This is a genomic window from Mycolicibacterium pyrenivorans (genome assembly GCF_025821625.1).
Taxonomy (GTDB): domain Bacteria; phylum Actinomycetota; class Actinomycetes; order Mycobacteriales; family Mycobacteriaceae; genus Mycobacterium; species Mycobacterium pyrenivorans.
In genome coordinates this window covers 13,262-25,255 of sequence record NZ_JACKSH010000274.1, presented here as the reverse complement: position 1 = coordinate 25,255, position 11,994 = coordinate 13,262, and the positions used below count along the sequence as shown (strand labels likewise).

12 protein-coding genes are annotated in these 11,994 nt (G+C 68.2%); 6 read left to right on the top strand and 6 right to left on the bottom strand.

All coding sequences use genetic code 11. The annotated features are described in order from the left end of the window. Positions 1-55: 55 nt before the first annotated feature. The gene (locus H7I57_RS29975) at positions 56-517 is read left to right on the top strand and encodes a VOC family protein (RefSeq protein ID WP_264028172.1); all 462 of its coding nucleotides are present in this window, start codon (positions 56-58) and stop codon (positions 515-517) included. Here the strand turns inward: H7I57_RS29975 and H7I57_RS29970 are convergent. Then, positions 514-3,234 (bottom strand): family 1 glycosylhydrolase, encoded by a 2,721-nt coding sequence (locus tag H7I57_RS29970; RefSeq protein ID WP_264028171.1) that lies wholly within the window; start codon positions 3,232-3,234, stop codon positions 514-516. The genes H7I57_RS29975 and H7I57_RS29970 overlap by 4 nt on opposite strands. 106 nt (positions 3,235-3,340) lie before the next feature. Here H7I57_RS29970 and H7I57_RS29965 point away from each other — a divergent pair, with 106 nt between their 5' ends. Continuing rightward, a complete protein-coding gene (locus H7I57_RS29965; RefSeq protein ID WP_264028169.1) occupies positions 3,341-4,084 on the top strand; it encodes a bestrophin-like domain in 744 nt (247 codons plus the stop codon). A gap of 3 nt (positions 4,085-4,087) precedes the next feature. Here H7I57_RS29965 and H7I57_RS29960 read toward each other — a convergent pair whose 3' ends face one another. Together H7I57_RS29960 and H7I57_RS29955 are read right to left on the bottom strand one after the other, a co-directional pair. Then, entirely contained in the window at positions 4,088-5,767 is a 1,680-nt protein-coding gene (locus tag H7I57_RS29960) for an FAD-dependent oxidoreductase (RefSeq protein WP_264028168.1), read from the bottom strand. Between the two features lie 43 nt (positions 5,768-5,810). Continuing rightward, positions 5,811-6,848, bottom strand: coding sequence for an AurF N-oxygenase family protein (locus tag H7I57_RS29955; RefSeq protein WP_264028167.1), 1,038 nt, complete (start codon positions 6,846-6,848; stop codon positions 5,811-5,813). Between the two features lie 244 nt (positions 6,849-7,092). Here H7I57_RS29955 and serC point away from each other — a divergent pair, with 244 nt between their 5' ends. Beyond that, a complete protein-coding gene (gene serC / locus H7I57_RS29950; RefSeq protein ID WP_264028165.1) occupies positions 7,093-8,217 on the top strand; it encodes a phosphoserine transaminase in 1,125 nt (374 codons plus the stop codon). Positions 8,218-8,403: 186 nt separating this feature from the next. After that, positions 8,404-9,183, top strand: coding sequence for a septation protein SepH (gene sepH / locus H7I57_RS29945; RefSeq protein WP_264028164.1), 780 nt, complete (start codon positions 8,404-8,406; stop codon positions 9,181-9,183). On the opposite strand, the gene H7I57_RS29940 is transcribed toward sepH, so the two are convergent. Together H7I57_RS29940 and H7I57_RS29935 are read right to left on the bottom strand one after the other, a co-directional pair. Continuing rightward, the gene (locus H7I57_RS29940; RefSeq protein ID WP_264028163.1) at positions 9,151-9,432 is read right to left on the bottom strand and encodes a DUF2537 domain-containing protein; all 282 of its coding nucleotides are present in this window, start codon (positions 9,430-9,432) and stop codon (positions 9,151-9,153) included. The genes sepH and H7I57_RS29940 overlap by 33 nt on opposite strands. Continuing rightward, positions 9,429-10,256: a TrmH family RNA methyltransferase gene (locus H7I57_RS29935; protein ID WP_275081898.1), complete on the bottom strand. Its 828-nt coding sequence runs from the start codon at positions 10,254-10,256 to the stop codon at positions 9,429-9,431. Before H7I57_RS29935 ends, H7I57_RS29940 begins: the two co-directional genes overlap by 4 nt. Before the next feature lie 104 nt (positions 10,257-10,360). Between H7I57_RS29935 and H7I57_RS29930 the strand changes: the two genes are divergently transcribed. Together H7I57_RS29930 and H7I57_RS29925 are read left to right on the top strand one after the other, a co-directional pair. After that, complete coding sequence (locus H7I57_RS29930; RefSeq protein ID WP_264028161.1) at positions 10,361-10,612, top strand: DUF2530 domain-containing protein; 252 nt, start codon at positions 10,361-10,363, stop codon at positions 10,610-10,612. A gap of 19 nt (positions 10,613-10,631) precedes the next feature. Then, entirely contained in the window at positions 10,632-11,084 is a 453-nt protein-coding gene (locus H7I57_RS29925; protein ID WP_264028159.1) for an SRPBCC family protein, read from the top strand. Here H7I57_RS29925 and H7I57_RS29920 read toward each other — a convergent pair. Beyond that, positions 11,081-11,950, bottom strand: coding sequence for a DUF3027 domain-containing protein (locus H7I57_RS29920; RefSeq protein ID WP_264028158.1), 870 nt, complete (start codon positions 11,948-11,950; stop codon positions 11,081-11,083). The two genes, H7I57_RS29925 and H7I57_RS29920, sit on opposite strands and share 4 nt — an antisense overlap. Positions 11,951-11,994: the final 44 nt, after the last annotated feature.

Below are 11,994 nucleotides of genomic sequence, written 5' to 3'. Positions count from 1 at the left end.
CATCGACAGCCATCCCCGACATCCGGCTGGCACCTACGAGATTCCAGGAGAGACCATGGCCATCAACCCTGAAGCCAACCAACCCATGCTGGTGCCCCACCTCGTCGTAGACGACGCCGCCGCGGCGCTCGACTTCTACGCCAAGGCGTTCGGCGCCGAGGAGATGGCCCGGATTCCCGGGCCCGACGGCAAGCTGATCCACGCCGCATTTCGGATCAACGGCGTCATGCTGTTCCTCAACGACGATTTCCCCGAGATGAACGACGGCAAGTCGACCACGCCGACCGCGCTCGGCGGCTCGCCGGTGACCATCCACCTGCACGGCGCCGATGTCGACGCCCGGTTCCAGCGGGCCCTGGACGCCGGCGCCACCGTCGTGAACCCCCTCGAGGACCAGTTCTGGGGCGACCGCTACGGAGTGGTCCGCGACCCGTTCGGCCACCAGTGGTCGCTGGCCGAGACGGTGCGCGAGGTCGACATGGCCGAGATGATGGCCCAGATGGCGAGCGGCGGTTAGTCCGCCGCGGGCACGTTCGGGACGTACTGCTCCAGCAGCCAGAGCGGCAATCCGTTGGCACCTGTGATGCCGCTCAGCGCGGCGATGCTCGCCGGCTTGGGGGTGCGTTCGAGTTCCGGGGTGTTCGGGTCCGAGCCGTACAGACCGAACTTCAGGTCATAGCCTTCGGCCCACTCCAGGTTGTCGACGAACGACCAGTAGGTGTAGCCGCGGATGTCGGTTCCGTGAGCGACCATGTCCTGCACGACGGCGATGTGGTTCACGATGTAGGACGGCCGCTTGGAGTCATCGGCGTCGGCGATCCCGTTCTCGGTGACCCACAACGGTTTTCCGTAGGACGCCGCGAGCTCGAGCACTTCCCGGAAGCCGCCGGGGTCGGTGGGCTGGTTGAAATCACTGCACGTCGGCGCACTTGCCGAACACCGGACCGGGAACCCGCGCAGGAACGGGAACCCGGGCACCGGTGCCACGCCGAAACCCACCATGGGCTGGGACCCGTAGTACTGGACGCCGAGGAAGTCGACCTTGCCCGTCATGTCCGGATGGATCTCGTCGGCGGTCTTGACGCCGTCGAAGTCGGCGTCCACCCAGCCGTCGATCACCGCGTTGGGGAACCACTGGTTGTAGTAGTGGTTCCACGCATCGGCGGCCTGCACGTCGAGCGGGTTCACCGGGTTGGCCGGACGCGCCGGGATCATGTTGTGGGTGAATCCGACGAATGCCGCGGGTCCGTCGGCGGTGGCCGCGATGGTGTCCCACGCGTGGATGGCGTCGTAGGCGGCGACGTGGCCGACGGCTTGGTTGACCAGGAAGGTCGACGCCAGATCGGGACGGATCACGCCGGGCGGCCAGTTCGGCACCACCCACGGGATCGCCAGCAACTCGGTGAGCACCGGCGGGAACGGTTCGTTGAGCGTCGCCCAGTTGTCCACCTGGTCGCCGAACTTCCACGCCAGGTAGGCGGCGTACTTCTCGAACTCCTCGGGGGTGCTCGATGACAGCCAGCCCGCCGCAGGCGCGGGCAGTCCCAGCTGGATCAGCGGCCGGGCGATGATGGGGTCGTGCACCCACACCGGCAGGCTGAAGTGGTTGACGGTGACGAACGGGTCCAGACCGTGTTCGCGCAGCGCCGCGAACACCGCCCGGTAATGGTCGACCTCGTCGAGATTCGCCAGGGTGTCGAGGGCCTCGAGGTCGGCCAGGCTGACGGTCCCGCCTTCATCCGAGATGTCGACCGCTGCAGTGGAGTTCGGGAAGATCCGGCTCCACTCGACGCTCATCCGGAAGGTGTTCACGCCCAGATCGTCGCGTGCCAGCTCAGCATCGCTCCCGTAGGAGACGTAGGCGCCCGGGCCGTCCTCGGGCACTCCCCTCACCAGGCCGAGCAGCCGGTTGATCGGGTCGTGCACCCACCGGTACCAGTCCGACCGGGTGTCCACGGGCGAGCCCGGGCCGCCCTCGGCCTGGAATCCGGAATGCGCCACCCCCCAACGGAAGCCGTCCGGTAGCGACAGGTCGACACCGTCAACCGGGTCGACCGTGACGGTGATGGTGCGTGGCAGGCCGTGACCGCCGCCCGCATACAGCAGGTTGCCCACAATGGGTACGAATTGCAGCCAGCCGAGGAGGCCGTGCACGTGCAGGCCCGCGTCCTCGTCGCTGACGGCGACCGTGAACGAGTCGGTGCCGCCCACGGCGGCCATGGCGTTCATCGGCCGGTACACGAAGTTGCCGTCCTGGTCGATCTGCACCGTCCCGCCGTTGAGCGGTCTGCCGACCACGGTGTAGGTCAGGGGGTCGCCGTCACCGTCCTCGACCCCCACGTTGCCGGACACGACCACCTCGCCGTCGGCGTCGAGACCCTGGGTGTAGGGCAGCGGATTCTCGACGACGTCCGGTGTCTCGTTCAAGAACTCCCGCCGCACCCATGCGAGCAACGCCCATTCCGACGGGTCTGCGGACGGGGTGTACGGTCCCGCCGCGAACGGGTGCAGCAGCGCGTCGACGACGCTCCCGACAAGATCCACCACATAGGTGACTGCAGTGCGCAGGTCGAATGCGGTTGGCCAGGGCCGCCATGACGGGACCTCCGGTGGCGCGAGGGTGGTCGTGACGGTGGCGGGTACCACCGGCTCGGTGGACGGTTCCTGCGCCAGCGCCAGGGAACCGGCGGTGTCGACGATCGAATCGGACCCGACATCCTGCAGGCGAGCCGGTTCGGCCTCCGCGGTCTCGGTGTCGTCAGCGACGACATCCGCGCGTGGCGGGACCCGCTCGGAGTCGGCTGCATCGTCGGCCCGGGTCGGCTCGGCGGGCGTCGTCGCGGCGCCGCGACGGGACGGCTCGTCGATATCTTCTGTGACTACGCCGTCTTCGGTGACTACGCCGACTTCGGCGTCTTCTGCGGACTCGGCGTCTTCGGTGACTTCCGCGTCTTCGGGGTCTCCGGCGTCTTCTGGGTCTTCTGCGGACTCGGCGTCTGCATCGGCCTCGTCGGACTCGGCGTCCACGTCCCCCTCGCCTGAATCTCCGCCGGCGGAGTCGGCGGGTGCCTCTGCCGGGCCTGCCGACTCAGACGCCGAGGCGCTGGGCGCCGACGAACTGCCGCCGGATTCTTCGGTCGCCCACGCCAGCCCGGATCCGCTGAACACCGCAGCACCCACGCCGAGTGCCACCGCCAGGCCTCCAACACGACCGATGACCTCTGCAGAGTTCATCTCCACTGCATACCTCTGCCCGGGTACCGCCGGGTGACTTTGCCGAAAGACGGTTCCGCGAGCACGAGTCCGGTGTGTTCGCCACCCGGTGACGGGGTGCGGCGGCTTGGGCTTCCTCTGGGTCGTCGTGATCGTCGGGGTCTCCGTGGGCGGTCTCCTGGTGTTCCGCAAGGCGGTCTCGCACACCCGGCTCGAGAACGCGAACGCGGTGTCGGGCACCATGTTCCAGCTGGCCGGCGTCTTGTACGCCGTACTGGTGGCCTTCATGGTGGTGGTCGCCTGGGAGCAGTTCGGAGATGCCGAAGACGCGAGTGAAATGGAGGCCGCCGCCATCGCCGACCTGCTGCGTGACTCGGCTGCCCTACCCGCAGAATCACGTACCCAGATCGAGCAGGCCCTCATCGCCTACACCCGCCACGTGATCGACGACGAGTTCCCGCGGATGCGCTCCGGCGAGAACATCGAACTGCGATCCGACGAACTGACCGCTGTATGGGACGCCTACCTGAAGGTGCAACCGGAGACGCGCAATGAGATCGCGATCTTCGACCACGCGATCGGGCGGTTGAGCGATCTGGACACCGACCGCACGCTGCGGGTCTCGACCGGCGCGGCCGCCGTTCCCGGCGAGCTCTGGGTGCTGCTGGTGGGCGGGGGCGGCGTGGTGATGGCGTTCACGTTCCTGTTCGGCACCCGCGATGTGATCATCCACGCTCTCGCTGTCGGCCTGACCGCGGCGCTGCTGTCGTTCGTCCTCTACCTGATCTTCGCGCTGGAGCACCCCTACGTCGGGGATCTGTCCGTGGAGCCGACGGAATACGAGAACGTCCTCGAAATCTGGGCGAAGTAACGTTCAGTGCCGCAGGCCGGCGAGCAGGCGCCGATGCACCGGCGGTTGCGGCGCGGTTGCGGCGACTTCGAGCATCTCGGCGACACCGGTGAACTTGTCCCGCGGCCGCATCCCGCCACCGTGGGCGATCTCGGCCTCATCGATGGCTTTCCACCCGGCCGCATCGATCACCGAGGGCTTCCTGCCCCGCACGAACCGGTCCAGCGAGGCGGCTTTGTGGACGGGCTCGGTCAACAGGCCGTCGTTGTAGTCGGCGACCAGATTGTGCACCGTCTGCGCGGCACACGACTTGTTGGTTCCGATGAACCCGGTCGGGCCGCGCTTGATCCACCCCGCGACGTAGCTGCCCCGCACCGGCTGGGAGCTACCCGGATCGATCACCCGGCCCCCGTCGTTGGGCACGACCGCGGTCACCTCGTCGAATGGCAGACCACGAATGGGCTTGCCGCGGTAGCCGATTGACGTCAACACCAGGCCCGCGGCCAACGTCCGCGACTCGTCGGTCCCGGTCAGCGTGAACTCGACGCCGGTGGTGGTGCTCTCCCCCAGGATCCGCTTGGGCGTCAGATGGTAAGCGAGGCGGATCCGTGGCCGCGATGACGGCGTCGCGGCGTCACCCAGCTTGGCCAGTATCTCGAGCTTGTTGCGTGTCAGCGGATCGGCTTCGTTCGCAAGGTCACGGATCACCAGGTCGTGGTCGGCGATGTCGAGTACCACCTCGCACGTCGAGGTCAGACCGATCAGTTCGGGCAGCGTGAACGCCGATGCGGCAGGACCCCGTCGCGCGGCGATCACCACCTCCTGCACCTTCGAGTTCCGCAGAGCGGCCAGAGCGTGGTCGGCAATGTCGGTGCGCGCCAACACATCCGGATCGGTCGTCAGGATCCGCGCCACGTCCAGCGCCACGTTTCCGTTGCCCACGATGATCACGCGTTCCCCGCTGAGGTCGACCGGCAACTCGGTGAACTCGGGATGCCCGTTGATCCACGCGACGACTTCGGTGGCCGTTGCAGTGCCGGGCAGCCCCATACCGTCGACGTCGAGGCGACGGTCACTCGGCGCGCCGACCGCGTACAGCACGGCGTGGTGGTGTTCGAGCAGCTCGTCGTGCGTCAGATCCGATCCCACCTCACAGTTGAGGTAGAAGGAGAACTCGGGACGGTGCGCAATCCGGTCGAACAGCCTGGTCACCCTCTTGGTGCTCTGGTGGTCGGGAGCCACGCCCGCACGCACCAGTCCGTAGGGCGTCGGCAGCTTCTCGAAGACGCTGACCCGCACCCCCCGCTGGGTGAGCAATTCGTCGGCGGCGTACATCGCCGCAGGCCCCGAGCCGACGATGGCCACCCGTAGCGGACCGCTGGACCGCGCGTGCACCACCGGCGCCTCGATCACCGGCGCCAGCTTCGACGTCGGCGGCAGCTTGCCCTCCCGCGGCGGATAGAACGCGGCGTTCAGCTCGACGAACGGCAGCTGGCGCTCGGTCAGCTTGGTGTCGGCGGCGATGGCCCCGACCGGGCAGGCCGATACGCAGGCGCCGCAGTCGACACACGCCACCGGGTCGATGTAGAGCATCTCGGCGGTGGCGAATCCCGGCTCGTCCGGCGACGGGTGGATGCAGTTCACGGGGCATGCGTAGACACACGACCCGTCGCTGCAACACGACTGAGTGATGACGTGGGGCATCGGAAACCCTGCGCTCCTGTCCGAGAAGAGTGGCCGGCGACGCCTAGGCGGCGGTCACCACGTGCTGGCGGGCGGGCTCGCTGCGGTACCGGCTCGGTGGGCCGTCGATCTTGCAGAGCCGCCACATCAGCTTGGCGAAGGGGTTCATCAGCCCGGTGTCCTCACACAACATCCGGACGTCGCCGAACATGTCACGCAGGAACTGGCGGGCCTCCGGGGTGCCGAAGAAGATCTCCTTCTTGACCGAGCGCGGGATGTCGAACTCCTTCCAGAAGGATCGCGGCGGCACGATGATCGCCTGGCACAGGACCCGCATGATGATCGGCACGTTCAGCGACAGCAGGAACTTCTGCCTGCGGTTCAGGTTCGGCACGCGCTTGCGCAGGTATTCGTGCGCGAAGGAGATGTGGCGGGCCTCCTCGGCGACGTGGATCGCCATCACGCGTTCCATGATCGGATGCAGCGCCTTGCCCTCGCGCAGCACGTTCTTCTGAGTGTGGTCGATGGGCTCTTCTCCGGCGAGCACGCCGAAGAAGAACGGGATCGGCAGCGGTCCGGCGATGAGCGGAATGAACTGTGACAGCCACTTGAGGATTTTCGGCATGCCCGGCACATCGGCGCCGATCCGGTTGACCATCTCCTGGAACATCATGGTGTGGTTGCACTCTTCGACCGACTCGTGCAGGCAGTACCGGTACTCCGGGGACCCGTTGGGGACCCAGAACGCGTAGTTCATCAGGCCGCGGATCAGGATCGACTCGAAGTGCAGGCCGACCTTGGCGACGTTGGCCTGGCGCCACATCCCGATCTCGATCTGCCGCTCGACCGGCTGCGAGGTGTACCAGGGATGGCGGCCGATCGGGTCGGTCCCCGGCAGGATCCAGCGTGCGTCGCCGGGGGTGACCGCAAACTCGGGTGAGTCCCAGTCGATGTCGGTGTACGGATTGAAGTTCCGTCGCACCGACCCCTCGGACAACGTGGTCAGCATGTCGACGTACTCCCGATCCTCAGGGCTGTCGCCGATCTCCATGTTCTTGCGCCAGCGCCGGATGATGGGCGTCCTAGCAGTCGTGACAGCCATTCGAAGCCTCCTGGCCTTTCGGGTGCTTTACATTCGTCCGCTTGCTGTCTAAAGACAGTACCCGTGGTCCCAGGAATTTAACAGGGCGTTTCCGCGATGTGGTGCCGTGCGGTCATCTGTGTCACATGTGACCGGAGTCACATCCCTTCGGGCCCGGCCGCGGGCTCTACGTGCGCGTTTGGCCCGGCTTCCGCACTCCGGACCCACGCTCGGGCGCCCGCGTACCGGAACTAGGCTGGTCGACATGGCCGACGCCTCGACTTCCCTGACCATCCCGCCTGATCTCAAGCCCTCCGACGGCCGCTTCGGCTGTGGACCGTCGAAGGTCCGACCGGAGCAGTTGCAGGCGTTGGCCGCCGCCGGTGACCTGTTCGGGACCTCGCATCGGCAGGCACCGGTGAAGAACCTGGTGGGACGCGTCCGTGACGGTCTTCGCCAGCTGTTCTCACTACCCGACGGTTACGAGGTGATCCTCGGCAACGGCGGCTCCACCGCGTTCTGGGACGCCGCGGCGTTCGGCCTGATCGACGAGCGCTCGCTGCACCTGACCTACGGGGAATTCAGCGCGAAATTCGCCTCGGCGGTGGCCAAGAACCCGTTCGTCGGCGACCCGATCATCGTCAAGGCCGACGCAGGAAGCGCGCCGCGACCGGTGTCGGATCCCTCCGTGGACCTGATCGCCTGGGCGCACAACGAGACCTCCACCGGCGTCGCGGTCCCGGTCGAACGACCGGCGGGATCGGGAGACGCGCTGATCGCGATCGACGCCACGTCCGCGGCGGGCGGTCTGCCGGTGAACATCAGCGACGCCGACGTGTACTACTTCGCTCCGCAGAAGAACTTCGCCGGCGACGGCGGGCTGTGGCTCGCGCTGCTGTCCCCCGCTGCGCTGGCCAGGGTGGAGTCGATCGCCGGCGCGGGCCGCTGGGTGCCGGAGTTCCTGTCGCTGCCCATCGCGATCGAGAACAGCGTCAAGAACCAGACGTACAACACGCCCGCGATCGGGACGCTGGTGCTGCTCGCCGAGCAGATCGACTGGCTGAACGGCAACGGCGGCCTGGACTGGGCGACCAAGCGCACCGCCGACTCGTCGTCACGGTTGTATTCGTGGGCGGAGGCGTCGTCGTTCGCCACCCCGTTCGTCACCGATCCCGGGTTGCGCTCCCAGGTGGTGGGTACCGTCGACTTCACCGAAGCCGTCGACGCCGCGGCGGTCGCCAAGATCCTGCGGGCCAACGGCATCGTCGACACCGAGCCGTACCGCAAGCTCGGCCGCAATCAGCTCCGCGTCGGGATGTTCCCCGCCGTGGAACCCGACGATGTGAGCGCGTTGACGCGATGCATCGATTTTGTGGTCGAGCGGCTTTAGGCCGCGACATCAGACTGCGAGCGGCTTTAGGCCGCGACATCAGACTGCGAGCGGCTTTAGGCCGCGACATCAGACTGCGAGCGGCTTTAGCCGCGACCGACTGCAGCGTGTCACCCGGGTTACGGACTGATAACGCAGTAGGGTGACCTGCGTATCGGGCTCGGCGTTAGCCCGGAGGAGGTCGCAATGCGGGAACTCAAAGTGGTCGGACTCGACGTCGACAGCCGACGCATCATCTGCGAAACCGACGACTCCGGAGAGAAGTTCGTGCTGCGCTCCGATGATCGGCTCAAGGCCGCGGTGCGCGGCGATCAGGTCGGTACGAACCAGACCGCGATCGATGTGGAGGTCACCAACGTGCTGCGCCCCAAAGAGATTCAGGCGAAGATTCGTTCGGGCGCGTCCGTGGAGCAGGTCGCCGCAGCCTCCGGAGCGGACATCTCGCGCGTCGAACGGTTCGCGCATCCCGTCCTCCTGGAACGCGCCCGTGCCGCCGAACTCGCCACCGCGGCGCATCCCGTGCTCGCCGACGGCCCGTCGGTGCTGACGCTGCTGGAGACGGTGAGCACCGCACTGGTGTCACGCGGACTCGACCCCGACGCCACCAACTGGGACGCGTGGCGCAACGAGGACGGACGCTGGACCGTGCAGATGGGCTGGAAGGCCGGGCTCTCGGACAACGTCGCGCACTTCCGGTTCGCTCCAGGCGCCCACGGCGGCACCGTCACCGCCTTCGACGACGCGGCCTGCGAGCTGATCGACCCGACGTTCGCCCGCCCGCTGCGCCCCTTGGCGCCGGTGGCACAACTGGCGCTCGAGGAACCCGACGCACCACTCACCCCGCCGGCCGAGGCACCCGAGCCGCCGCCGACCACCAAGCCGCCGCGGCCGAAGAAGGCGCGGCCGGCTGTTCCGGCGTGGGAAGACGTCCTGCTAGGCGTTCGTTCCAGCGGCGGCCAGCGCTAGCAGCGCAATCCAGGCACCCCCGACGCCGACGCCGGAACCGAGCACGAACCAGCGCCACACCGGCACGTTGCGCCACCCCCACACGGTGGGGGCCAGTCCGCCCACTGCGATCAGGTTCAGACCGACGGCCAGCAGCGGATGGACCCGCGACAGGCCGATGCTGAGCACGACGACGGCCGTGGCGATCACCGCGGCGACGAACGCCGCCACCGTCAGCCCCGTCGCCCACGGCGTGGAATCGTCCGTCATCCGCCCTCCACCCGTGCGACCCTATCCCGCTCGTAGAAAGCCAGTGCCGCGGCGGTCGCGACGTTGAGCGAGTCGGTTCCCCGGGACATCGGGATCCGCACGCGCACGTCACTCGACCGCATCGTGTGTTCTTGCAGGCCGGGGCCCTCCGCGCCGACCAGGATCGCCACCCGCTGCCCCGCCAGGCCCGCCATCGCCTCGGCCAGCGACGGCGCCGCGCGGTCAGGCGTCATCGCCAGTAGCCGAAAGCCGGCCTCCCGCAACAGTTTCAGGTCGCCGGGCCAGTTCTCGGCCCTGGCAAAAGGCACCAGCAGCGCATGTCCCATCGACACCCGCACGGCGCGCCGATACAGCGGGTCGGCGCACCCGCTGCCGAAGACCACCGCGTCCACCCCGAGCCCCGCGGCGTTGCGGAAGACGGAGCCGAGGTTCTCGTGGTCGTTCACGCCTTCGAGCACCGCGACGGTCGCGGCGCCGTCGAGGACCTGCGGCACGGTCAGCTCGTCGGCCCGCGAGGCCGAGGCGAGCACTCCGCGATTGAGATGGAAGCCCACGACGTCGGCCATCACCTCGGCGCTCGCCCGGTAGAACGGCGCGTCGAGGCCGTCGAGGTCCGCGCCGAGTTCGGCCAGCCGCCGGTCGGTGCCCAACAGCGCGCGGGGAGTGAACCGGGACGACAGCATGCGCTGGACCACCAGAACCCCCTCGGCGATCACCAGCCCCTTGCCGGTGGGGAGGTCGGGCCTGCGGTCGACGCTGTTGAGGTCGCGGAAGTCGTCGAGCCGGGGATCGGCGGGGTCGTCGACGTCGACGACGTTGGGCATCACGTGTTTTCGCCGCCGTCGACAGCGCATCCGACGGCTTTCACAGCGTCGAGACTACCCAGCGGGCCTTCGGGCCCGACCGGCGATCGACTACGTTCGACCAGATGAGCGCGGACGAACCCCTGCAGCCGCCCCCGCTGCCCGCGGGGCTGCTCTCACCGTGGCCCGTCATCGTGGCGATCACGTGCGCCTGGTTGATCGCCGCGGTGCTCGCGTTCACGGTGAGCTCGCTGCACGACTGGCGGCCGATCACTCTCGCGGGGCTGGGCGTCGGAGTGGTTGGCACATCGATTTTTCTGTGGCAACGTCACGCGGTGCGTCGCGGATCCCGTGGCGCCCAAAGTGGATTGAGTTGAAGGATACGAGGGAGAAGCCATGGCAGCGCCCGTGTTGCAAGCGCAGATCGACATCAACGCACCGGTGTCCAAGGTGTGGGCGCTGGTGTCCGATCTGGGCAAGATGCCGCAGTGGAGCCCGCAGTGCCGGTACATGAAACCGATCGGCGGACTACGGCAGGGCGCCCGGACCATCAACTTCAACCGACGCGGCTTGCTGTTCTGGCCCACCACCAGCCGCATCACCGAGCTCATCCCCGAGCAGAAGCTGGCGTTCCGGGTCAACGAGAACCACACCGTCTGGACCTACGAACTGGAGCCGACCGAGGCGGGAACCCGGCTGGTCGAGACACGGCACGCGGAGAACGGCACGACAGCGGTGTCGAACTTCCTGGTGAAGAACCTGATGGGCGGCGTGCCCAGCTTCGAGGAGGAACTGATCGAGGGGATGAACGACTCGCTCACCCGCATCAAAGCGGCGGCCGAGAGCTAGCCGTCGGCGCGCTGCTCCACCATGTCGAGCACGCCGTCGTCGTAGGGGTCGTACAGCGGCGAGCCGGTCCCCGCCGGCGCCGGGGTGTCCGAATGGGCGCCGCATCCGTATTCGGCGTCGACCACGTGCCCGTCGGCGGCGAACTCGTTGGCGCACACGCCGAACATCACCCCGAGCGCTCCGCCGAGCGGCACATAGAAGCCACAGTCGCGACACATCCGCCGGGTCGACTTCGCCATCGCCGACCCCGGGCCGTAGTCGCCGTCGTGCCAGCGCTGGGCGGCGTCGTTGCGGCCCCACAGGCTGAGCACCTGACGACGGCCGAGCCCGATCTCGGCGGCGAGGTCGTCGATCTCCGGGTCGCCGGTGGCCATGTAGCCCGGCACCAGGCGGGGATCGTCGGTGGGCGGGGCCAACAGGTCACCGGGACCGAGGTCACCGGGGCGAACCCGTTCGTCCCACGGAACCCACTTGGGCGCGAGCAGCGCGGTGGGACCCGGCACGAGCACCACCTCGCTGATGGTGGCCTGCGCGGCACCGGGGCAGGCCGCAACGACGACGGCCCACTGCCAGCCGCGGTAGCCGGGCAGTTCGGCGAGGAATCGGTGGGTGGCCGACGTCGGATCCTCGAACCCGGCGCCCAGGTACTCGCCCACCGTGTTCTCGCCGCTGAACTCGACGATCGCCGCCCTGGCCGCGTCGACGGCTCCCGTCAGCACCGCGGCCAGATCCGGGGGGACCTCCTGCGACGCCGGCACGGGCGCCGCCTCCGGGTCTTGTCCGGGGTCGGGTTCCTGTGCCGGGTCCGTTTCGGCCTGTGCTGGGTCCGGCTCGGACTGTTGCGAGGGTTCGATCACGCTGTCCATTGCCTCCAATCTTGCCCGAACGGTGCAACGTGAAGCCACACCGG